Genomic DNA, 24,331 nt, shown 5'->3' with positions numbered 1-24,331 from the left:
TACAACAGTACGAATCGAAAGATTCGCATTCCGATTGCCTTTACGGCAATATCCTTAGAAAGGAGGTGATCCAGCCGCACCTTCCGATACGGCTACCTTGTTACGACTTCACCCCAATCATCTGTCCCACCTTAGGCGGCTGGCTCCAAAAGGTTACCCCACCGACTTCGGGTGTTACAAACTCTCGTGGTGTGACGGGCGGTGTGTACAAGGCCCGGGAACGTATTCACCGCGGCATGCTGATCCGCGATTACTAGCGATTCCGGCTTCATGCAGGCGAGTTGCAGCCTGCAATCCGAACTGAGAATGGATTTATGGGATTGGCTCGACCTCGCGGCTTCGCGACCCTTTGTTCCATCCATTGTAGCACGTGTGTAGCCCAGGTCATAAGGGGCATGATGATTTGACGTCATCCCCACCTTCCTCCGGTTTGTCACCGGCAGTCACCTTAGAGTGCCCAACTGAATGCTGGCAACTAAGATCAAGGGTTGCGCTCGTTGCGGGACTTAACCCAACATCTCACGACACGAGCTGACGACAACCATGCACCACCTGTCACTCTGTCCCCCGAAGGGGAACGCCCTATCTCTAGGGTTGTCAGAGGATGTCAAGACCTGGTAAGGTTCTTCGCGTTGCTTCGAATTAAACCACATGCTCCACCGCTTGTGCGGGCCCCCGTCAATTCCTTTGAGTTTCAGCCTTGCGGCCGTACTCCCCAGGCGGAGTGCTTAATGCGTTTGCTGCAGCACTAAAGGGCGGAAACCCTCTAACACTTAGCACTCATCGTTTACGGCGTGGACTACCAGGGTATCTAATCCTGTTCGCTCCCCACGCTTTCGCGCCTCAGCGTCAGTTACAGACCAGAGAGCCGCCTTCGCCACTGGTGTTCCTCCACATCTCTACGCATTTCACCGCTACACGTGGAATTCCGCTCTCCTCTTCTGCACTCAAGTTCCCCAGTTTCCAATGACCCTCCCCGGTTGAGCCGGGGGCTTTCACATCAGACTTAAGGAACCGCCTGCGCGCGCTTTACGCCCAATAATTCCGGACAACGCTTGCCACCTACGTATTACCGCGGCTGCTGGCACGTAGTTAGCCGTGGCTTTCTGGTCAGGTACCGTCAAGGTACCGGCAGTTACTCCGATACTTGTTCTTCCCTGACAACAGAACTTTACGACCCGAAGGCCTTCATCGTTCACGCGGCGTTGCTCCGTCAGACTTTCGTCCATTGCGGAAGATTCCCTACTGCTGCCTCCCGTAGGAGTCTGGGCCGTGTCTCAGTCCCAGTGTGGCCGATCACCCTCTCAGGTCGGCTACGCATCGTTGCCTTGGTGAGCCGTTACCTCACCAACTAGCTAATGCGCCGCGGGCCCATCTGTAAGTGACAGCCGAAACCGTCTTTCAGCTTTCCCTCATGTGAGGGAAAGGATTATCCGGTATTAGCTCCGGTTTCCCGAAGTTATCCCAGTCTTACAGGCAGGTTGCCCACGTGTTACTCACCCGTCCGCCGCTGATCTTCAAAAGCAAGCTAATGAAGATCCGCTCGACTTGCATGTATTAGGCACGCCGCCAGCGTTCGTCCTGAGCCAGGATCAAACTCTCCAAGAAAGAGTTATGAGTTAGCTCATAAAGTTAAAACGTTGGCTCATGTTCTTCTATAATAGAAGTCATGATCATTTATTGTTTGTTGACGCTTGTTTGTTTAGTTTTCAAAGAGCAATTTCTTGCATTGTCGCCCAGAAGCGACTTTAATAATATAACATTTACTAGCTATATAAGTCAATAACTATTTTCAAAAACTCTTAATTTAGAAGTTGTTGTCTCGTTACTGACTTTGAAGATTATATCAGGCAAATTATCTTAATGCAACACTTTTTCATCACTTTCTATAAACTATCTAGTTTTTTGGTCATTTCCTCCTTCTGAACCCAAACAGACAGTGCCTTCTGCTATATCGCATGCAATGCAAAACTTATAAAGAAACAAAAAAGCCGGCGTGTAGCCGGCTTATTGGATGATTTCCTCGATATGCAAGTACCTGTTCTTTTCTAAAGCAAGAATCTGGTCTGTTTCTAGCAATTTAACCAATGGTCTTGCAGGATTCTTTTCTTCTACGAAAATGATTTCAGCTGCCTGTCCATCTGAAAGACGGATTTTTGTACCAACTGAATAATTCATTATTGCAGAACTCAATGCTTTTAGGCAGGTAATGTCGAATTCTCCAAATAGCTCTTCATTGATCATCTCGATCACTTTAAATGGAGAGTGTTTTGGCTTATAAATTCTTTCCGATGTCATCGCATGGAAAGAATCAGCTACTGCAAGGATTTTTGCAAAAGGATGAATCCTGTTTGCCTTTTCACCAAATGGATAGCCGCTGCCATCCATTCTTTCATGATGATGAAGAATCGCAATTTTAGTGGCCTCCTTCAGCAATGGACTATTCTTTACCATCTGATAGCTGTAAGTAGGGTGCTTTTTGATTTCCTCAAATTCATCTACTGTCAGAGTCGTGTTTTTATTGAGAAGTGTTGGACTGACCTTCGCCATGCCGCAATCCGATAAACATCCAGCCAGTGCAATCTGGGTTATATCGCCTTTGTTGTAATTCAGCTTTTTGGCGATGAAGGCACTGATAATTCCTACAGCCAAAGGATGATCGTATATGTACTCAGCCTTGGATGAATAATGATGAAGGTTGAATATATCCGACGAAGTCATTTCAACCTGCTCAATCAACGGGACAATAATGGACCTCAATTTTGCAACGTCTATCTGCATTCCTGATTGCCAGGAGATAAACTCTTTTTTGAAGTTCTGTCTCGCCTGTAAAAACAAGTCGATAAAACTTTCTCCACCCTCATTAGGCTTCAAGCCGGATTTCTTATCACTGCCTGTTGAAGGTGCAAGGAAAGGCATCCCATTCACTAACGTTTTCTCAACATCCACTTCTTTAACTAAAAAAACTTTCAGTATATCGATTAGATGCTCAGACAAAACTGTTTTTTTGTTCATGATAGGTCTATTGGTTTTACTTAGAACATCATCAGTAAGGATACAGCCCTCTTTAAGGTTGTCTACGAGTACGCGCAAGGCTTTCCACTCCAGAATTATAATTTTCTTACAATTATTTTACTTTATTTTACCAAAAAAGAGGAACACATTTTTGTGTTCCTCTCAAAAAGTTTATTCTTCTCCCTCTTCAGCTGGTGTTTGAGTCACTTCTGCTTCTTCACTGCCAACTTCTTCAGGATCAATTGTTGTTGCTTCAGCATTTTCATCGAGTTCGAGGTCTTCAGGCTTCTCCTCTTCCTTATCGACTTTAGCCACTGTCGCAACATATTCATTTTCGGCTTTATTAAGGCTGATTAATTTTACCCCTTGCGTATTACGCCCTGTCATTGAGATAGAGCTTACAGGGATCCGGATCAGGACACCGCCTGTTGTGATCAGCATGAGGTCTTCCTCACCAGTCACGACTTTCATCGTCACAAGATCGCCGTTTTTATCAGTGATGTTACATGTCTTGATTCCTTTACCGCCGCGCCCTTGTCTTCTGTATTCTTCAGAAGGTGTTCTTTTGCCGTATCCATTCTTTGTTACAACGAGGATTTCAGCACTTTCTTCGAGGACTTCCATTCCGACAACTTCATCGTCATCAGATAGGGTAATACCCTTTACTCCGGTGGCAGTACGGCCCATAGAGCGGACATCTGTTTCAGGGAAACGAATCAATAAGCCGTTCTTTGTACCGATGATCATTTCTTTGCTGCCGTCTGTCATTCGGACAGAGATCAATTCATCGCCTTCACGCAGGTTCAGGGCAATCAAACCATTGTTGCGGATATTCGCAAATGATGAAAGTGGTGAACGTTTCGAAATTCCTTCTTTCGTTGTGAAGAACAGGAACCAGTCATCCACGAATTCTGAAACAGGAATAATGGCGTTGACCCATTCACCCTTCTCGATTTCCAACAGGTTAATGATTGGGATTCCCTTCGCGGTACGGCTGAATTCCGGGATTTCGTAACCCTTCGAACGATACACCTTACCCTTGTTTGTAAAGAATAGGATGGTATCGTGCGTTGAAGTAGTAATCAGATGTTCTACAAAATCATCTTCATTCGTTCCCATACCCTGGATTCCGCGTCCTCCGCGACGCTGCGCTCTATATGTAGATACAGGCAGGCGCTTAACATAGCCATTATGTGTAAGGGTGATGACGATATTTTCACGAGGAATCAAGTCCTCATCCTCGATCATTTCCAAACCGCCCGAAACGATTTCCGTACGGCGCTCATCGTTAAAGCGCTCTTTGATTTCAGTAAGCTCTTCACGGATGATTTCAAGTACTTTTTCATTATCAGCAAGGATTGCTTTTAATTCCGAGATCAGCTGCATAAGATTTTGGAATTCTTCTTCTATCTTTTCGCGCTCCAAGCCTGTAAGCCTCTGTAAACGCATATCGAGGATAGCCTGTGCTTGCTTTTCGGATAACTTGAACTGTGTCATCAATCCTTCTCTAGCGATATCCGTCGTGCGAGAGCTTCTGATCAGGCTGATGACCGCATCAAGGTTATCGAGCGCGATTCGCAGCCCTTCAAGAATATGAGCACGTGCTTCTGCCTTCCTAAGTTCAAACTCTGTGCGACGTCGAATAACGACTACCTGATGATCAAGATAGTAGGTCAGACATTGTTTGAGGTTAAGGACCTTCGGCTGGCCATCGACTAATGCCAGAAGGTTGATACCAAAGCTTGTCTGCAATGCAGTTTGTTTATAAAGGTTGTTTAAAAGGACATTGGCATTCGCATCCTTGCGAACTTCAATGACAATCCTCATACCCTTTCGGTCAGATTCATCCCGCAGGTCTGTAATGCCGTCAAGTTTCTTATCACGGACTAATTCAGCGATTTTCTCGATCAGCTTGGCTTTATTGACCTGGTAAGGAAGTTCTCTGACGATAATGACTTCCTTGCCGTTTGATTTCTGTTCGATTTCAACCTTCGCACGCAGGGTAATTGAACCGCGGCCAGTCTCATAAGCTTTTCGGATGCCGCTGCGTCCTAATATCAATCCCGCTGTCGGAAAGTCAGGTCCTGTGATGATCTCCATCAGTTCCATGATTGTCATGTCAGGATCCTTACTGATTGCCAATACGCCATCTATAACCTCTCCAAGCTGGTGGGGAGGGATATTTGTCGCCATTCCGACCGCGATACCGGAAGTACCGTTGACAAGCAGGTTCGGGAACCTTGAAGGCATGACAATCGGTTCTCTTTCAGAACCGTCATAGTTGTCCTGATAGTCAATTGTATCTTTATTGATGTCACGTAAAAGCTCCATCGAAATCTTCGACATACGGGCTTCTGTATAACGCATTGCAGCAGCCGCGTCGCCATCGACAGAACCGAAGTTACCATGTCCATCAACAAGCATATATCGGTAGTTGAAATCCTGTGCCATACGGACCATTGTGTCGTATACAGCAGAGTCACCGTGCGGGTGATACTTACCGATTACTTCACCGACGATCCTCGCTGATTTTTTGTATGCCTTGTCTGAATGCATGCCAAGATCATGCATTGCATACAGAATCCTTCTGTGCACCGGCTTCAAGCCGTCCCGGACATCCGGAAGCGCACGTGCCACGATAACACTCATGGCGTAATCCAGGAAGGATGAACGCATTTCCGTACTAATATTTATTTCTTTTACACGTGGATTTGGTGTTTCAGACATTTAAGAGAGACCTCCTTTAGGAACTCTGTTCAGCATGGCCATATAGGGGCAAAGCGCTCTGCGCGGCCCCTTGGCCCATTTCAGAAAAAGCAGGATAGAGGCAGAACCTACTATCCTGAGCATATATATTAATTAAATATCCAGGTTCTTTACGTAAAGTGCATTTTGCTCGATGAAATTTCGTCGAGGCTCTACCTTATCACCCATCAGGATTTCAAAAGTTTCATCCGACTCGATTGCATCTTCAAGGCTAACCTGTAGCAGTGTTCTTGTTTCAGGATTCATCGTTGTCTCCCATAACTGCTCAGGATTCATCTCACCAAGACCCTTATAGCGCTGGATGCCTGGCTTCGGCTGCTGTGGAAGCTCCGCGAGAATCTGTTCAAGCTGCTTGTCATTATAAGCATATTCGATTTTTTTGCCCTGCTGGATTTTGTATAAAGGCGGCTGGGCAATATAAATGTATCCTGCTTCAAGGATTTTTCTCATATATCGGTAAAAGAACGTCAATAATAGAGTTCGGATATGGGCTCCGTCGACATCGGCATCGGTCATGATGACGATTTTTTGGTAACGAGCTTTTGAAAGATCAAAGTCCTCGCCGATTCCTGTGCCGATCGCTGTAATGATCGCTCTTACCTCATTATTGGATAAAATTTTATCAAGACGTGATTTTTCAACGTTCAGGATTTTACCGCGCAGTGGCAGGATCGCCTGGAAGTGGCGGTCACGGCCCTGCTTTGCTGATCCGCCCGCAGAGTCACCCTCAACGACATATATTTCACTGATTGATGGGTCTTTTGAAGAGCAGTCTGCGAGTTTACCCGGCAAGCTTGAAATTTCAAGCGCGCTCTTTCTTCTGGTCAGCTCACGTGCCTTTTTAGCCGCAAGTCTTGCTCTTGCTGCCATGAGTCCTTTGTCGACAATTTTTCTGGCAACATTCGGATTCTCAAGCATGAATTTTTCAAAGTGGTCGGAAAAGAGCGTGTCAGTTACCGTACGGACCTCAGAGTTTCCAAGCTTCGTTTTTGTTTGGCCTTCGAACTGTGGATCCGGGTGCTTGACCGACACGATTGACGTCAAACCTTCACGAACGTCATCTCCCGAAAGATTTGAATCACTTTCCTTGAAGATTCCGTGTTTACGGGCATAATCATTAATCACACGAGTCAAAGCGGTTTTGAAGCCTGATTCGTGTGTACCACCTTCATAGGTATGGATGTTATTCGCGAATGAATAGATGTTCCCTGTATAGCTGTCGTTATATTGTAGAGCCACCTCGACCGTAATGCCTTCTTTTTCACCCTCGATATAAATTGGATCTTCATGAAGGACTTCTCTTGTACGGTTTAAATGCTCAACATAGGACTTGATTCCGCCCTCGTAATAATACTCATTCTTTTTGCCTTCTCCGCGCTTATCCTCAATCGTGATCTTGATTGCTCTGTTCAGGAAGGCAAGCTCGCGCAGACGGTTTGCGAGTGTGTCATAGTCATATTCCAATGTCTCTGTGAAAATTTCCGGGTCAGGCTTGAAATGGACAGTCGTTCCCGTCCGGTCAGTTTCATCAATGACCTTCAGCGGGTCACCAACAGCGCCTCGTTCAAATTTTTGATAATGGACTTTGCCATCACGATGGACAAATACTTCAAGATAAGTAGACAGGGCATTAACAACAGATGCACCAACACCGTGCAGACCTCCGGAAACCTTATAGCCTCCGCCTCCGAATTTACCACCGGCGTGCAGTACTGTCATGATGACCTCAACCGCTGGTCTTCCCATCTTTTCGTGGATACCAACCGGAATTCCACGGCCATTATCCTGGACTGTGATGCTGTTGTCCTCTTCGATAATGACATTAATTTCGTCACAGTAGCCGGCAAGTGCTTCATCTATACTATTATCAACGATTTCCCATACAAGATGGTGCAAGCCTTTTACACTCGTTGATCCGATATACATCCCTGGACGTTTGCGTACAGCTTCCAGGCCCTCAAGCACTTGTATCTGGTTTTCATCGTACGCTTGTCCTTGCATGGATTGTTCCTCCATTGCCATATCGATCACCTACACTTTCATTTTCACTCAAACTTTTTTAAAACTTATCTATTAGCTATTTTCGCACATATCGTTGTTTTTCGACATTTTTTGCGAATACGCTGATCTATTAAAATTCCGGTACGGATAATTTTTGGGAGCGTTTCTTTAATGTTCCTGATGCAAGTGGGGAATAATATATATGATTTCCTGTAACCACGATTGACTTGACCGTTCCTTTTGCCAAATGGACAATCTGCTGGTCCTGGCGCGTTATGAACTCTTCCATGAATGGGGAAGAGCTGGCGCTTTCGATATCCAATATAGCTATAATATCTTTTGTCCTTACAAGGACTTCTTCACCAACATGCAAATACATCGAGTCCACCTCATTGGATTCTTGACATTTCGCCGGTTTTCACGTTATAAGTGGCTGCTTCCCTTAATGTCTGATGGTCGATCCCATCCACACTTGTTGTGGTGACGAATGTTTGTACTTTGCCCTGGATGGTATTCAACAAATGGGATTGGCGATAATCATCTAACTCAGACAGGACATCATCAAGCAGCAAGATTGGATATTCTCCTATTTCTGAATTGATCAATTCGATTTCTGCCAATTTTACCGAAAGAGCCGTCGTCCGCTGTTGGCCCTGTGAACCAAATGTTTGGACATCGCGGCCATTAACGAAAAATTGCAGATCATCCCGGTGCGGTCCGAACAAGGTGGTGCCGCGATCAATTTCCCTTGTCTTTATTTTAGCAAATTTTTCTTCATACACTGCTATCATTTTCGACAAATCATCATCTTCTGATACGTCCGCGGAAGGTTTATACACGATTTTCAATTCCTCAAGCCCTCTGGATATCCCCTGATGGATCGGTAATGCCCATTGTTCAAGCAAATGAAGGAATTCAAACCGCTTTACTATGATCCTGGCGGCTGCCTGGATAAACTGTTCCGTCAATATATCGAGCATCGTATGGTCACTCGTTTTTTTGATTTGCAGCTGTTTTAAATAATGGTTACGCTGCTGGAGAATTTTGTTGTACTGTCCCATATCATGCAAATAAACCGCCGAAACCTGTCCTATTTCCATATCGACAAATCGTCTTCTTACTTGAGGGCTCCCTTTTACCAGGTTAAGATCCTCAGGTGCAAACATGACGACATTCATATTGCCGACATACTGGCTTAGCTTCCGCTGTTCGAGATGATTGACTTTGGCCTTCTTGCCTTTTTTCGATATGACAAGCTGCATTGGCAATGATCCGTTGCTTTTTTTAATCCGTCCTTCTATTTTAGCATATTCCTCATCCCAGCGAATCAAATCTTTATCATTGGAAGTACGGTGCGATTTTGCCATTGCCAATACATAGATGGACTCCATGACATTCGTTTTCCCCTGGGCATTCTCTCCAAGAATGACATTGACCTTATTTTCAAATGTAGCCTCTAGTCCCTGGTAATTGCGGTAATTCCTTAATTGCAGTTCCTCTATATACATGAACAGTTCATCCTCTGGATTATTGCGTTATGCTGAACTCGCCAAAACCTGGAATCGATACCTGGTCTCCGGAACGAAGCTTCCTTCCCCTTCGCTGATCTTGTTCACCATTGATAAAAACATCATGTTCACTTAAAAACCACTTTGCCATTCCTCCTGATTGAATTACATCGGCAAGTTTCAGGAATTGGCCAAGCGTGATATATTCCGTATCAATTTTTATTTCCTCATTCACGTTTCTCACCCTTTTCTTCCAAAAGGACTTAATACTTTATTTTACTAAATTTTTTCCATAGAAACAAATTTTCTTATTATAAAAGCGCAAGCGCCTCGGTCAGACCCTACAAGCGTTGGAGGGCCGACCAGTGAAGTCGCTCTTTGACTTCATTGGGCGGACCGAAACGTCTCGAGGGGCTATGCGCTGGAGCTAGGCAACTCTGAAATGGATTTTCCCTTTTCCTTTTATAAAAAAAACCACCAGCAAAAACTGGTGGCGTTATGAATTTAGTAAGTTCTTACCGGCAGGATTAGCTGCAGGATGGAGTCGTCGTGAAGCGGACGGATGACGAATGGTCTCATTGCGCCTGTGAAGCTGATTTGGATTTCTGTTCCTTCCAATGCTTTCAGGGCATCCATCATGTACTTGGCGCTGAATGAAATTTTCAGGTCTTCGCCATCGATTGATTGGCTTTGGATTTCTTCGACAACTGTACCGATTTCCGGTGTGTTTGACGAAACCTCGATTGCGCCGCCTTCGATTGTGGAAAACTTGACGACGTTATTTCTTCCCTCTCTGGCAAGCAGGGACGCACGATCGATCGCATGAAGGAATTCCTTCGTGTTTACAACTACATCTGTTTTGCTCTCAGTTGGGATCAATCTTCCTGTGTCAGGATAGTTTCCTTCAAGCAGTCTTGAGAAGAAAAGTAAATGCTTTGCTTTAAACAATACCTGGTTTTCTGTAATGACGATATCCACTGATTCTGAGCTGTCATCAAGAATTTTACTCAATTCTGTCAAGCTTTTACCAGGGATGACCACATTATAGCTGCCAGTGTTCTCTGCTTCGAGTTTTGCTTTTCTCAATGCAAGTCTGTGGCTATCTGTTGCAATACAGATCAATTCATTGTTTTCGACCTTCCAGTTTACACCTGTCAAGATGGGGCGTGTTTCTGAGGTGGACACTGAAAAGACAGTCTGGCGGATCAGGCCTTTCAATAGGTCTGTAGGGATTTTGAATACATGTTCTTCTGAAATTTGCGGAAGATGCGGATATTCTTCAGCATCCAGTCCATTTAGGTTGAATTCTGATTTACCAGAACGGATAACGGTCTGCAGATTGTTATGCACTTCGATTTCTACTGTGTCTGTAGGAAGCTTTTTAACGATTTCACTAAAGAAACGCGCCTGCAAAACAATGGATCCTGGCTGTTTGATTTCGACGATTTCATCCCCAGCTTCTTCTTTTGGAATGAAAGATTCAATCGAAATATCAGAATCACTGCCTGTAAGAGTTACTCCCTCTTCGTTAGCAACAATCTTAATACCTGTCAAAATGGGGATTGTTGTTCTGCTGGTCACTGCCTTCATTACGTCTTGGACGCTTTGAAGCAATGAATCGCGCTGGATAATAAATCTCATTTTTTTGCCTCCAGTTAGGTATATTTTTTTCTTAAATGCATATATTAATATGTTTTAAAAAATAGTAGAAGTACTAGTAGGGCCTGTGGATTTGTGGATAAGTGGTTTGTTCAAAGGAAACACAGCCTATCCACATGTGGACAGACTGTGCGTAACCAATGCTGAGTTATTCACACTTTCCTAAACCCTTAATTGTTCATTTATATCTTTCAGCTGCTTTTGCAGGTTCGCATCCACTGAAATCATTTTAGATATTTTTTCATGGGCATGGATGACCGTAGTATGGTCACGGCCCCCGAATTCTTCCCCAATCTTAGGCAGAGAGAAATCTGTCAACTCTCTTGATAAGTACATAGCAATTTGCCTAGGATATGCTACAGATTTCGTCCTTTTCTTCGCTTTAAAGTCCTCTAGCTTCACATTGAAGTGCTGTCCGACAACTCTCTGGATGTCGAGAATCGTGATGACCTTCGGCTTTGAGCTCGGAATAATATCCTTTAGCGCTTCAGCTGCCAGGTCTGCATTGATATCCTTATTGATCAGTGAAGAATAAGCGACGACACGGATCAAAGCTCCTTCAAGCTCACGGATGTTGGAGTCAATTTGGTTCGCGATATAAAGCATTACCTCATTCGGGATATCTAGGCCCTCTGCTTTTGCCTTTTTACGGAGGATCGCAATCCTCGTCTCGAGGTCTGGCGGAGTGATATCAGTAATCAAACCCCATTCAAAGCGGGATCTCAGCCTGTCTTCAAGTGTTGGAATTTCTTTAGGCGGACGGTCACTTGAGATGACAATCTGCTTGCTTTCCTCATGCAATGTATTGAATGTATGGAAAAATTCCTCCTGTGTCTGTTCTTTTCCAGCCAGGAACTGAATATCATCAATGAGCAGGACATCGACATTGCGGTATTTATTGCGGAAATCTCCCGCTTTATTGTCTCTGATTGAATTGATGAATTCATTCGTGAATTTTTCAGATGACAAATAAACCACTTTTGCATTCGGATTATGATCCTGGACGTAGTGCCCGATGGCATGCATCAAGTGGGTTTTACCAAGTCCTACGCCCCCATAAATGAATAATGGGTTATAGGCTTTTGCCGGCGCCTCAGCTACTGCAAGCGACGCTGCGTGGGCGAAACGGTTGCCTGAACCAATGACAAAAGTATCGAATGTATACTTTGGGTTCAGCATGCTGACAGGCAGGTCAGGAATATCGTCTTCCCTCTTCACTCTTTTTGGCGGCAAGGGAATGTCGAGATCTTCTTCGTTCTGATTCTGGGGAATAATGAATTTCACAGAAAGCTCTTCACCAGTGATTTCATACAATATACCGCTAATTAACTGGGAATAACGTTCCTCCAGCCAGTCACGGGCAAACTCATTCGGGGCTGTAATCGTAAGGACATCACCCTGCAAGGAATGTGCCTTTGTTGATTTAAGCCATGTATCGAAACTTGGCTTGCTGATCTTTTTCTCGATTTTAGCGAGAGCGTTGTTCCAGAGATCTGCAATGTTCTCCAACAATTATCCCTCCTTTTCTCGTCGTTTTTACGCTTTTTCTCTATATCTGGCTGCATTTGCACTCACAATTTCACACAAATCTTCTGGCTTTCAGGATAATAGTCTACTCGAAAAGCATAAAATCAAAGGTTATACAAACTGTACAACCCCTGAATTAATAAATATACGAAACTATTAATGTGGAAAAATATATAATAAGGAAGAAAGGAAGCTTTTCGACAATATCCACTTTCTGTGGACAAAGTTTTACAACAGGCCTGAATAACCTATCCACAGCTTATCCACAATTTGTGGATAAATATATTTTCGTTATCGAATTATTAAGAGTGAAAACACAAATATAATATCAGATAATCTAGCATGGCGCAACGCTTTTTAATACATTATCCACAATACACTATCACTGTGGAGATTAATTGTCCACAGGCACTTGAATTGTGTAAAAGCTGTCAGGAAGCCTTGTGGATAATGAAAAACATGTCGATTTTTGTCCACAGGGCGCTTGCAGACACCAAATAACCAATAAAAATATATCGATTAACATTTCTGTTGAAGGCGAAAAATATTCACTTTAAATTTTTTCTGAATGATTTTTTATCGAACGCTTCTGTATAAAATTTTAATAAGAATGGCTTCTGGATTTTGCGAATTTTAATGGATCATGAAGTTCCGAAAGGGTTCCGAAATGTTGAAAAAGGTTATGGACCAGGTTATAGAAAACCAACATCTAGAGAGATAGAAGATATCCAAGAGGAATGTGATTTTAAAATTCTGGTAATGCCGCCGATTTCTGAATAGGCACTTGACAATTTATACTCGCCATCTTTATAATTACAAAGACTGTCTGTAACAGCTATTCCTCAGGGAGGTGTAACATATATGAAACGCACTTATCAACCAAATAAACGTAAACACAGCAAAGTTCACGGATTCCGTGCCCGCATGAGCAGTGCAAATGGCCGTAAGGTTCTTGCTCGCCGTCGTCGCAAAGGAAGAAAAGTATTATCAGCTTAGGCCACTGAAATGTCAGTGGTCTTTTTTCTCTTTGGGCAATACTATTTTGGGAGCTCTGTATGCTGGCAAAGTGGCTTTAGGGGATTTATTTTTGGCAATACTGAAAAGAATAAATTCCTTTGCCCGCCTTTTTAAAAGAACCCCAAAGAAAAATTCAGATCCATAGAGAATTGAAGGTGCTATAGATGAAAAAAGACTTCAGAGTTAAAAAAAATAAAGAATTCCAAGAGGCTTTTAAAAAAGGAAGATCGGTTGCGAACCGGCAATTTGTTGTCTATATTTTAAAAAAATCTGACCAGGAGAATTTCCGCATCGGTCTGTCAGTCAGCAAAAAAATTGGCAATGCCGTCATGCGCAACCAGATCAAAAGATATATCCGGCAATCATTTCATGAACTGCAGGACCGGGTCCATAACGGGAATGACTATATCGTCATTGCCAGAAAGCCAACCGCTGAGATGGATATGCATGAAGTGAAGAAGAGCCTGGAGCATGTCTTGAAGGTCGGTAAGGTTTTGAAGAAGCCAAAACGTGGAGATAATGATTGAGGCAAAAATATTTGCCGATTTGCAATTTTTAAAAGCGCTTCCCTATAAAAGATGTTAAAATACTCTTGATTGCATAGCCCTAACAAGGCTAAATGTACATAAATTTTGGGACAAACTTTTGAAAATAAATGAACGTACCGGGAAGTTAGGAGGAAATGAAGCTTGAAAAAAAGAATATTATTGATAATGGGCTTGCTTTTAGTGATGACCGTGCTGACAGGCTGTATGGAATATGACCAGCCAATCACTGAGGAAAGCAAGGGTTTTTGGAATGAATATATCGTCTATCCATTATCCTTGTTAATCGTCAAGATGGCTGAGTGGCTTGGTGGCAGCTTTGGTTTATCGATTATTGCTGTAACGTTAATCATCCGGTTTGCAATCTTGCCGCTTATGATTAAGCAAACGAGAAGTTCGAAAGCGATGCAGGCATTGCAGCCGGAAATGGCAAAGTTAAAAGAAAAATACAGCTCCAAGGATCAGAAAACCCAGCAGAAGCTCCAGCAGGAAACAATGGCACTTTTCCAGAAGCATGGTGTCAATCCGCTTGCAGGATGTTTTCCGCTGATCGTTCAGATGCCGATTTTGATTGGTTTCTACCACGCGATTTCAAGAACGAGGGAGATCGCTGAACATAACTTCCTATGGTTCGACCTTGGTTCACCTGATCCATACTATATCCTGCCGCTAGTTGCAGGTGCTACGACCTTCATCCAGCAAAAAATGATGATGGCTGGCCAGGAAGCAAATCCGCAAATGGCAATGATGCTTTGGCTGATGCCAATCATGATCATTGTATTCGCGATCAACTTCCCGGCAGCACTTTCATTGTACTGGGTAGTCGGTAACTTATTCATGATTGTTCAAACTTACTTTATTAAAGGGCCGGATCTTAAAGCAGCAGCTGCCGGCAATGCGGGAGGAGCAAAAAAGTGAAACAGGTAACTGCTACAGGACAAAATGTCGACGAAGCAGTAGAATCCGCTTTAGCTCAATTAAAGACAACCAAAGACCGCACAGAAATTGATGTAATTGATGAAGGCAAAAAGGGGATTTTTGGACTTTTCGGCACACGCCCGGCTGTCGTCAAGGTGACAGTAAAAATCGATGCTGTTGAAGAAGCCGTAAATTATTTGAAATCAGTGGGCTTGCAAATGGGGGCTCCAATTGAAGTTGATGTGAAAAAGGAAGGGAAAACAGTACTCTTTACGATGTCTGGTGATAAAATCGCTTTACTGATCGGAAAAAGAGGCCAAACACTGAATTCCTTGCAATTTTTGACCCAGCTTGTGATGAACCGTTATTCTGAACAGTATGCTACTGTCTTGCTTGATGCTGAGGACTATCGCCAGCGCAGGAATGATACACTCGTGCAATTGGCTGAACGCCTTGCGCAAAAAGCAGTCAGAACTGGCCAAACTGTCGCGCTTGAACCCATGCCTTCGTATGAACGCAAAGTGATTCATACTGCATTGATGAAAAACAAGAAAATCAAAACCTATTCCGATGGCACAGAACCACATAGACATATTGTGATCGCGCCTTCGAAGTAATTATGAGTGAAAAAACCCGAACCAGGTGCTGGTTCGGGTTTTTTGTGCAATTTTATCACTTGTTTTAAAGATTTTTGGAAGTATCGAGCTCAACAGTTGCTTCGGAAGAGTTGAATTATAGTGTTTTCTGACCCAGCAATGATGAAATTTTATTTAATAAATAATTTTATTGGCGGTTTTCACAAATTTATTGGCGAAAAATCAGTTTTATTGGCGATAATGAGGAGTGTATTGGCGAAAATCAATTTATATTGGCGACTTGGAAATTATCATGCATTTTTTCCAGTTCAGCATCCAGTATCCGGCCACCAGTTCATTCAAACCACATTTCTCCTGTTCGCTCAAATTACAACTCGTAATGCACTTCCTCTAGTAGTTCTCTCAAATCCCAATTATGTTTTCCACAACTTAATTAAAAATCATTTATTTCCTCATTTGGTTTTATTGTTATTCACATGTGGATAAGTTAAAATTAAATAAGTTTATTTTATCAGTTGTGGATAAAATCTTAGTTGCGAGGATTCCTTTCTTTTTTTCACTAAAGTGATGTGGTATTCTAGTAATTTGTAGAAAACAAACTTTAATCTTTTGATATATATACTTTTTGCAGAAAAGCGGGGTGAGCAAATGGAATTTGATACGATTGCGGCGATTTCTACGCCGATGGGTGAGGGTGCGATTGCGATTGTCCGTTTAAGCGGGAATCAAGCTTTTGAAATAGCAGATCTTCTTTTCAAAGGTGTTGGCAGCAAGAAGCTTAGTGAAGTGGCTTCGCACACAATCCATTACGGCCATTTGATTGATCCTAAAACTGGACAAGTTGCCGAAGAGGTAATGGTCTCTGTTATGAGAGGGCCGAAAACATTCACGAAAGAGGATGTAGTCGAAATCAACTGCCATGGGGGTCTTGTTTCTGTAAACCGTGTGCTCCAGCTTGTTCTGAATCAGGGAGCGAGACTGGCGGAGCCGGGGGAATTTACAAAACGGGCTTTTTTAAATGGACGGATCGACCTTTCCCAGGCGGAGGCAGTCATCGACTTGATCAGAGCGAAAACGGATCGTGCGATGAACTTGGCGCTTGGCCAGATGGAGGGACGCCTATCAAGGCTAATTCAGAAGCTGCGTCAGGAAATTCTCGAAATTCTTGCTCATGTGGAAGTGAACATTGATTATCCGGAGTACGATGATGTAGAGGAAATGACGCATAACATGCTATTGGAAAAGGCGAAGTATGTAAAAGGGGAGCTGGAAAAGCTTCTGCAAACATCACAGCAAGGGAAAATCCTTCGTGAAGGACTGTCAACTGTCATTGTTGGCCGCCCTAATGTAGGCAAATCCTCATTGCTTAACAGCCTTGTACATGAAAACAAAGCGATTGTTACCGATATTCCAGGAACCACTCGCGATGTCATTGAAGAATATGTAAATGTTCGCGGTGTTCCTTTAAGACTGCTCGATACAGCAGGAATCCGTGAAACGGAAGATATCGTCGAACGAATTGGCGTCGAACGCTCTCGCCAAGTTTTGAAGGAAGCGGATTTGATCTTGCTCGTTCTGAACTATTCGGATGAGCTTTCGGAAGAGGATCGGAACATTTTCAGAGCGGTGGAGGGGATGGACGTCATTGTCATCGTCAATAAAACAGACCTTCCGAAAAAAATTGATTTGGATGAAGTGAAGGAGCTTGCAAAGGATTATTCGCTCGTGACGACCTCCTTGCTTGAGGACAGGGGAGTGGATGAGCTGGAAGAAGCGATATCTAGCCTATTCTTTTCAGGTGCAATTGAATCGGGAGACATGACGTATGTTTCGAACAGCCGGCATATTGCACTTCTTAACCAGGCTGTTCATTCGATTGAAGAGGCGATCAGCGGTGTCGAAATGGGAACGCCAATTGATATCGTCCAAATAGATTTGACTCGTTCCTGGGAGCTGCTTGGCGAAGTAATAGGTGAAAGTGTGCATGAAAGCTTGATTGACCAATTATTCTCTCAGTTCTGTTTAGGGAAATAAATAAATATAAAAATTATTTTCGAAAAACTTTCTAGAATGCTACGGAAAATAGAGATGTAGCACTTTTGGACTATATAGATTCTTTTTACTTATAAGAGCTTGATTGCAGCATAAAAGGAGGCAGCAGGATGGGTTATGAAGCCGGAAATTTTGATGTGGTTGTAGTTGGTGCCGGCCATGCGGGTGTTGAGGCGGCCCTCGCGCCGGCGCGCATGGGTGCGAAAACAGCGATGATCACCATCAATCTTGATATGATTGCGTTCATGCCGTGCAACCCGTCAATCGGCGGACCTGCAAAGGGTATTGTTGTACGGGAAATTGACGCTCTGGGCGGAGAAATGGGCCGTAATATCGATAAAACATACATCCAGATGAGGATGCTGAATACAGGAAAGGGTCCTGCAGTACGTGCGTTAAGGGCCCAGGCTGATAAATTCGATTATCAGAATGAAATGAAAAAGACGCTGGAAAATGAAAAGAACCTTACGTTGGTCCAGGGCATGGTTGAGCGCCTGATTATTGAGGACGGCGAATGTAAAGGTGTCATTACCCAGACTGGAGCCATTTATCGTGCGAAAACAGTCGTGATCACGACGGGTACGTATATGCGCGGAGAAATCATCCTCGGCGAATTGAAATACTCAAGCGGTCCAAACAATCAGCAGCCGTCCATCAAACTTTCGGAGCATCTTGAGGAACTTGGTTTCGATCTTGTTCGTTTTAAAACTGGGACTCCGCCGCGTGTCCACAGTGACACAATTGATTATTCTAAAACCGAAATCCAGCCTGGTGATGATGTCCACCGTGCATTTTCCTATGAAACGACGAAATACATTACAGACCAGCTTCCTTGCTGGCTGACGTATACGAATGAGCATACACACCAGCTGATTGATGATAATCTGCACCGTTCACCAATGTATTCCGGAATGATTAAGGGTACTGGCCCACGCTACTGCCCATCCATCGAGGATAAGGTAGTCCGGTTCAATGACAAGCCGCGCCACCAGATTTTCCTGGAGCCGGAAGGCAGGAACACTCAGGAGGTTTATGTGCAGGGATTGTCAACGAGCTTGCCGGAAGAAGTCCAGCATAAGATCCTACAGACCATTCCTGGCCTGGAAAAAGTCCAGATGATGCGTGCTGGCTATGCGATTGAGTACGATGCTGTCGTGCCGACGCAGCTGTGGCCAACACTGGAAACGAAAATAGTTAAAAATCTTTATACTGCAGGCCAAATCAATGGTACTTCAGGCTATGAAGAGGCTGCCGGCCAGGGAATCATGGCGGGAATCAATGCCGGCAGAAGGGCATTGGACAAAGAAGAAGTCATCCTAAGCCGCGCCGATGCCTATATCGGAGTATTGATTGATGACCTCGTGACTAAAGGAACGAATGAGCCGTACCGTTTGTTGACATCAAGAGCAGAATATCGCCTGCTTCTGCGTCATGACAATGCAGATCTTCGCTTGACTGAAAAAGGCCACGAAATCGGCTTGATTACCGAAGAACGCTACCAGAAATTTTTAGCGAAAAAAGAAGCGATTGAAGGTGAGAAACAACGCCTGCAATCGATCATCATCAAACCGTCAGCAGAGGTTCAGGAACTGATCCGTTCGATTGGCGGAAGTGAATTGAAGGATGGTATCCGTGCTTCAGATTTATTGAAGCGTCCTGAAGTTTCTTATGAGCATATCAAGAAGCTCGTTCCTGCAGCTGGCGAACTTGATTTCGAAACAGAGGAACAGACAGAAATTCAAATCAAATATGAGGGCTATATCGAGAAATCACTTCAGCAGGTTGAAAGGCTGAAAAAGATGGAAGATAAGAAGATCCCGGAAAATATTGATTACGATGCCATTTCTGGATTGGCGACAGAGGCTCGTCAAAAATTGAAAGAAGTACGTCCGCTGACATTGGCGCAAGCATCGAGGATCTCAGGTGTGAATCCTGCAGATATCTCAATCCTGCTCGTTTATTTGGAACAAGGGCGTATTGCACGGATTAAATAGTAAGTTTTTTAAATTGGAGAAAGTATCAATTTCTCCACGTAGATTAGTGTCTAGCTCCAGCGCCTAGCCCCTTGAGACGCTTCGATCCTGTCAATGAAGTCAAAGAACGACTTCACCTGTCGGCCCTCCGAGGCACACGATGTGCTAGACCCGCCAGCCACAGGACGTGGCGTTATAGGCGGGCAGCGCTTGTCGGGGCTGACCAAGGCGCTTACGCTTTTCTTTTGAATCCACCAGCAAGAACAGAAAGGGTTGGCTTATGAATACAGATCAATTTAAAGCTTTGCTCGCTGAAAAGGGAATCGAGCTTTCACAGAAGCAAATGGAACAATATGAAAAGTATTACCACATGCTCGTCGAGTGGAATGAAAAAATGAATTTGACTGCGATCACAGAAAAGCCTGAAGTGTACTTGAAGCATTTCTATGATTCCGTTTCTGCAGCATTTTATTTTGATTTTAATAAGCCGCTCAATTTGTGCGACGTTGGTGCCGGTGCCGGCTTCCCGAGTATCCCGATTAAAATTGCTTTCCCGGAAATTAAAGTGACGATTGTTGATTCCCTGAATAAGCGAATCACGTTCCTGGAGCAGCTTTCGAAAGAATTGGGACTAGAGGGAACAACATTCATTCATGATCGTGCTGAGACTTTCGGACAAAATCCTGCCCATCGTGAAAAATATGAAGCAGTTATGGCCAGGGCTGTTGCCAGAATGTCAGTATTAAGCGAACTTTGCCTTCCGCTAGTGAAAGTTGGCGGGACATTCATCGCTATGAAGGGCAACCAGGCAGGAGAGGAACTGCAGGTTGGTGAAAAAGCGATCAGTGTTCTTGGCGGAGAGCTTAAATCCGCCCATTCATTCACTTTGCCTGTGGAAGAGAGTGAACGGAATATTTTAATCATTAATAAACAAAAGCCAACACCTAAGAAGTATCCAAGAAAACCGGGAACTCCGAATAAAACGCCTATCGAATAGAGTTTCCTGATCCCTTTCAGCCTGGAATGAGCTTCAGAGAGGTCCGGGCATGATTGGTGTGCTTACGCTTTTTGTCCTATTTTGAATAATGAATTTAGTTTATAATAGAGTCTATAGGCAGGAACTTGTCATTTTTATAGAGAATATGTAATAGGGAGTTCATAAAGGTGGTGTAGGGTGATGAAGCCTTCTCTTTCGCGCTTTTTTGGCCTTGGGGAAAAGGAAAAAGAACGGAACCAGGTGGAAGAACAGAACCAAGTGGAAGAACAGACCGTTGAGGATATTGACAATATAGATAACGAAGAAATAAAGAAAATCCCGATTGACCATATTATTCCAAATAGATACCAGCCAAGAACTGTATTTGATGATGAAAAAATTGAAGAATTGGCCCGTACCATTCACATACATGGAGTAATCCAGCCAATCGTCGTCCGGGAATTCGATCAAGATCAATTCGAAATCATTGCAGGCGAACGCCGCTGGCGCGCGATGAAAAAGCTTGAGTGGGAAGAGGTTCCTGCAATCGTTAAAAACTTATCCGATTCCGAAACGGCATCTGTTGCTTTGATCGAGAACCTCCAGCGTGAGGAGCTTTCACCGATTGAAGAAGCGATGGCTTATGGGAAATTACTGGAAATTCATAACTTAACCCAGGAAGCCCTGGCGCAAAGACTGGGAAAAGGTCAATCAACAGTTGCGAATAAGCTCCGATTGCTAAAACTTCCACAGGAAGTACAGGATGCGCTTTTGAACAAGCAAATCACAGAGCGGCATGCCCGTTCGTTAATCCCGTTGAAAAATCCGCAGCTGCAGGTGCAGGTTTTGGCAGAGGTCGTAGAGAAATCCCTCAATGTCAAACAAACGGAAGAACGCGTCGTCAAACTTCTGAGTCAAAATGAAGAAAAACCAAAGCCAAAACGGAAGGCATTTAGCAAGGACATGAGGATTGCGGTCAATACAATCCGCCAGTCGCTGACAATGGTTTCCGACAGTGGCATCAATCTCGATTCGGAAGAAGAAGAGTTTGAAGAGTTCTATCAATTCACGATTCGCATACCAAAGAAGAAATAATAGATTGCTAGTGGGGGACAGGCTGTCTCCCGCTTTTTTGTTGGCAAATTCCAACTGAGTCAATCACCTGGTAAAGATGTTTTTTGTATAATAGAACTGTCATATTACTGGATTATTACTTTTTTATAAAAATTCTATCAACTATCTTGATTCATGATAAAATAGAATACATGATTGCTTTTTTCGGCATTATTCCGTTCGGAGTTGCTGAGAAAGCTTTATTTAATGCCTTTTTTGCTTGATAAAGCTGAATATTTTATTTTACGGGTTTGAAAGTAGGTGACAATGTGGGAAAAATCATCGCGATTGCGAATCAAAAAGGTGGAGTCGGCAAGACGACTACATCAGTGAACCTCGGTGCGTGCCTGGCATACATAGGAAAAAAAGTGCTGCTTGTCGATACGGATCCTCAAGGGAACGCAACGAGTGGTGTGGGAATTGAAAAAGCAGATGTTGAGCAATGCATATATGATGTTCTTGTTGACGATGTTGAAGCCAAAAATGTCATTCATCCAACAGCGGTAGAAAATTTATATACAATTCCTGCGACCATCCAGCTTGCTGGAGCAGAAATCGAGCTTGTGCCCACAATCTCAAGGGAGGTTCGCCTGAAGCGGGCTCTTGAGGAAGTGAAGGATCGTTTTGATTATATTATCATCGACTGTCCGCCGTCCCTTGGTTTATTGACACTGAATGCTTTGACTGCTTCAGATGCCGTCATAATCCCTGTCCAATGCGAGTATTATGCACTTGAAGGGCTAAGTCAGCTCCTGAATACTGTCCGACTTGTACAGAAGCATTTGAACCAGGACCTGAAGATTGAAGGCGTCCTGCTGACGATGCTCGATGCGCGTACGAATCTTGGACTTCAAGTCATCGAAGAGGTGAAGAAGTACTTCCAGGATAAGGTGTACAAGACTGTCATCCCAAGGAATGTCCGTCTAAGTGAAGCTCCAAGCCATGGAGAGCCAATTATCATTTATGATCCAAAGTCCCGCGGGGCAGAGGTTTATTTAGATCTTGCAAAGGAAGTGGTTGCAAATGGCTAAAGGCTTAGGTAAGGGATTGAATGCTTTATTTAAAGAGGAAGCCGGTAAAGACGAAAAAGTCCAGGAAATAAGCATTAAAGAAATAAGGCCAAATCCTTATCAACCACGGAAAGTTTTCCAGCCGGAAGCGATTGAGGAATTGAAGCTATCGATCCAGGAACATGGAATCCTTCAGCCGATTATTGTCAGGAAAACAATAAAAGGCTTTGAAATCGTAGTTGGGGAAAGGCGTTTCCGAGCAGCAAAAGAAGCAAAGCTGGAGACAGTCCCGGCAGTCGTCCGTGAATTGAATGAACAGCAAATGATGGAGCTTGCCGTGTTGGAGAATCTTCAGCGGGAAGACCTGAATCCAATTGAAGAGGGAATCGCCTATCAAACTTTGATTGAGAAGCTGAAACTCACCCAGGAAGAGTTAGCGAAAAGGCTGGGCAAAAGCAGACCGCATCTGGCTAACCATATCCGCTTGCTTTCGCTGCCTCCTAAAATCCAGCAACTCATTTCAGATGGCAAGATTTCAATGGGGCATGGCCGCGCGCTTTTAGGATTGAGGAAGAAAGACAAGCTTCCGATCCTGGTGGATAAAATCCTTAAAGATGGGATGAATGTCCGCCAGCTTGAACAGCTGATCCAGCAGATGAACGAAGTTGTTCCACGTGAAACAAAAAAAGAGAAGGTAACAAAAGATGTTTTCATTCGAGAGCGGGAAACTACGCTTCGTGAACGCTTCGGCACCACTGTTAACATCAAACAATCCAAAAATAAAGGGAAAATTGAAATAGAGTTTTTCTCGAAAGATGATTTAGAACGGATTCTGGAACTATTAGATCAACAAAACTCCTAAGCTATCAATTTGATGGCTTCTTTTTTTACATATCCGTATTCATACAAAATCTAAAGATAGGTGAACAATATGTTTTTACTTGGCACCATTGTTAATGGGCTATTGATTATCATAGGAACCTTGCTGGGCAGGCTTCTGACGAGAATCCCTGAAAATATGAAAGCCACAGTCATGCATGGTATCGGGCTTGCGGTAATTGTGCTGGGACTGCAAATGGGCTTTAAAAGTGCCAATTTCCTGATTGTTATTTTGAGTCTTGTGATTGGTGCAGTTCTTGGTGAAGCATGGAAGCTTGAGGATAAGTTGAATGCGACCGGGGACTGGCTTGAAAGAAAGCTTGGGTCAAAAGGGGAAGGCAGTATTTCACAGGGATTTGTGACTGCGACGCTGATTTTTGTCATTGGAGCGATGGCTATTATCGGTGCTCTCGACAGCGGGATCCGCGGCGATCATGACGTCCTCTATACCAAAGCGATCATTGACGGCTTTACGGCATTAATTCTGACAACTACGCTAGGTATTGGTGTTCTTTTTTCCGCGATTCCCGTCATGTTGTATCAGGGATTGATCGCCTTGTTTGCGACACAAATTGATAAGTTTATCCCGCAAGCATTGATGGACAGCTTTATTCTTGAGTTGACGGCAACCGGGGGCGTCATGATTTTCGCCATCGGCTTGAACCTGATCGGATTAACGAAAATCAGGGTTGCGAACCTGCTTCCAGGTATTATTGTAACCGGTGTTCTTGTCACGATCTCACATTATATGATTGGGATCTAAGCGGTGAGTTCGT

The 24,331-nt window shown here is 43.8% G+C and carries 19 protein-coding genes and 1 rRNA gene; 11 read left to right on the top strand and 9 right to left on the bottom strand.

Features of this window, described 5'->3' with window-relative positions:
• Positions 1–58: 58 nt before the first annotated feature.
• The 9 genes from CD004_RS22260 to dnaA all read right to left on the bottom strand — a co-directional run bounded on the left by CD004_RS22260 (position 59) and on the right by dnaA (position 12,458).
• Positions 59–1,608: ribosomal RNA gene (locus CD004_RS22260) — 16S ribosomal RNA — on the bottom strand.
• Between the two features lie 399 nt (positions 1,609–2,007).
• Complete coding sequence (locus tag CD004_RS22255; RefSeq protein ID WP_180321260.1) at positions 2,008–3,093, bottom strand: HD-GYP domain-containing protein; 1,086 nt, start codon at positions 3,091–3,093, stop codon at positions 2,008–2,010.
• A 93-nt stretch (positions 3,094–3,186) separates the two neighbouring features.
• Positions 3,187–5,742, bottom strand: coding sequence for a DNA gyrase subunit A (gene gyrA / locus CD004_RS22250; protein ID WP_102264760.1), 2,556 nt, complete (start codon positions 5,740–5,742; stop codon positions 3,187–3,189).
• Between the two features lie 132 nt (positions 5,743–5,874).
• A complete protein-coding gene (gene gyrB, locus CD004_RS22245; protein WP_404809867.1) occupies positions 5,875–7,782 on the bottom strand; it encodes a DNA topoisomerase (ATP-hydrolyzing) subunit B in 1,908 nt (635 codons plus the stop codon).
• Between the two features lie 130 nt (positions 7,783–7,912).
• On the bottom strand, positions 7,913–8,161 hold the full coding sequence (gene remB / locus CD004_RS22240; protein ID WP_102264759.1) for an extracellular matrix regulator RemB: 249 nt from the start codon (positions 8,159–8,161) through the stop codon (positions 7,913–7,915).
• Between the two features lie 10 nt (positions 8,162–8,171).
• Positions 8,172–9,290, bottom strand: a complete 1,119-nt coding sequence (recF, locus tag CD004_RS22235; RefSeq protein ID WP_102264758.1) for a DNA replication/repair protein RecF — start codon at positions 9,288–9,290, stop codon at positions 8,172–8,174.
• A gap of 19 nt (positions 9,291–9,309) precedes the next feature.
• A complete protein-coding gene (gene yaaA, locus CD004_RS22230) occupies positions 9,310–9,525 on the bottom strand; it encodes a S4 domain-containing protein YaaA (protein ID WP_023613365.1) in 216 nt (71 codons plus the stop codon).
• Between the two features lie 269 nt (positions 9,526–9,794).
• Entirely contained in the window at positions 9,795–10,931 is a 1,137-nt protein-coding gene (gene dnaN / locus CD004_RS22225) for a DNA polymerase III subunit beta (RefSeq protein WP_102264757.1), read from the bottom strand.
• A gap of 180 nt (positions 10,932–11,111) precedes the next feature.
• Positions 11,112–12,458 carry a chromosomal replication initiator protein DnaA gene (gene dnaA / locus CD004_RS22220; protein ID WP_102264756.1) on the bottom strand — a complete coding sequence of 449 codons (1,347 nt, stop codon included), beginning with the start codon at positions 12,456–12,458 and terminating at the stop codon, positions 11,112–11,114.
• 879 nt (positions 12,459–13,337) lie between these two features.
• Between dnaA and rpmH the strand changes: the two genes are divergently transcribed.
• The 11 genes from rpmH (at position 13,338) to CD004_RS22160 (ending at position 24,318) form a co-directional block, all read left to right on the top strand.
• Positions 13,338–13,472 (top strand): 50S ribosomal protein L34, encoded by a 135-nt coding sequence (rpmH, locus tag CD004_RS22215; protein ID WP_013059930.1) that lies wholly within the window; start codon positions 13,338–13,340, stop codon positions 13,470–13,472.
• A 185-nt stretch (positions 13,473–13,657) separates the two neighbouring features.
• A complete protein-coding gene (gene rnpA / locus CD004_RS22210) occupies positions 13,658–14,020 on the top strand; it encodes a ribonuclease P protein component (RefSeq protein ID WP_102264755.1) in 363 nt (120 codons plus the stop codon).
• A 162-nt stretch (positions 14,021–14,182) separates the two neighbouring features.
• A complete protein-coding gene (gene spoIIIJ, locus CD004_RS22205) occupies positions 14,183–14,956 on the top strand; it encodes a YidC family membrane integrase SpoIIIJ (RefSeq protein WP_102264754.1) in 774 nt (257 codons plus the stop codon).
• Positions 14,953–15,573, top strand: coding sequence for an RNA-binding cell elongation regulator Jag/EloR (gene jag / locus CD004_RS22200; RefSeq protein WP_102264753.1), 621 nt, complete (start codon positions 14,953–14,955; stop codon positions 15,571–15,573). Before spoIIIJ ends, jag begins: the two co-directional genes overlap by 4 nt.
• A 627-nt stretch (positions 15,574–16,200) precedes the next feature.
• Positions 16,201–17,586, top strand: coding sequence for a tRNA uridine-5-carboxymethylaminomethyl(34) synthesis GTPase MnmE (gene mnmE / locus CD004_RS22190; protein WP_102264751.1), 1,386 nt, complete (start codon positions 16,201–16,203; stop codon positions 17,584–17,586).
• A gap of 128 nt (positions 17,587–17,714) precedes the next feature.
• Positions 17,715–19,598 carry a tRNA uridine-5-carboxymethylaminomethyl(34) synthesis enzyme MnmG gene (gene mnmG, locus CD004_RS22185; protein ID WP_102264750.1) on the top strand — a complete coding sequence of 628 codons (1,884 nt, stop codon included), beginning with the start codon at positions 17,715–17,717 and terminating at the stop codon, positions 19,596–19,598.
• A 259-nt stretch (positions 19,599–19,857) separates the two neighbouring features.
• Complete coding sequence (rsmG, locus tag CD004_RS22180) at positions 19,858–20,574, top strand: 16S rRNA (guanine(527)-N(7))-methyltransferase RsmG (protein WP_102264749.1); 717 nt, start codon at positions 19,858–19,860, stop codon at positions 20,572–20,574.
• 180 nt (positions 20,575–20,754) lie between these two features.
• Positions 20,755–21,648 carry a nucleoid occlusion protein gene (gene noc / locus CD004_RS22175; RefSeq protein WP_102264748.1) on the top strand — a complete coding sequence of 298 codons (894 nt, stop codon included), beginning with the start codon at positions 20,755–20,757 and terminating at the stop codon, positions 21,646–21,648.
• A 287-nt stretch (positions 21,649–21,935) separates the two neighbouring features.
• Positions 21,936–22,697, top strand: coding sequence for a ParA family protein (locus tag CD004_RS22170; protein ID WP_102264747.1), 762 nt, complete (start codon positions 21,936–21,938; stop codon positions 22,695–22,697).
• On the top strand, positions 22,690–23,538 hold the full coding sequence (locus CD004_RS22165; protein ID WP_102264746.1) for a ParB/RepB/Spo0J family partition protein: 849 nt from the start codon (positions 22,690–22,692) through the stop codon (positions 23,536–23,538). The genes CD004_RS22170 and CD004_RS22165 overlap by 8 nt, the downstream gene beginning before the upstream one ends.
• 69 nt (positions 23,539–23,607) lie before the next feature.
• On the top strand, positions 23,608–24,318 hold the full coding sequence (locus CD004_RS22160; RefSeq protein WP_102264745.1) for a DUF554 domain-containing protein: 711 nt from the start codon (positions 23,608–23,610) through the stop codon (positions 24,316–24,318).
• Positions 24,319–24,331 lie beyond the last annotated feature (13 nt).

Source organism: Mesobacillus jeotgali (genome assembly GCF_002874535.1).
Classification (GTDB): domain Bacteria; phylum Bacillota; class Bacilli; order Bacillales; family Cytobacillaceae; genus Mesobacillus; species Mesobacillus jeotgali.
The sequence above is the reverse complement of the archived record's forward strand: the minus strand, read 5'-3'. Positions and strand labels throughout refer to the sequence as shown.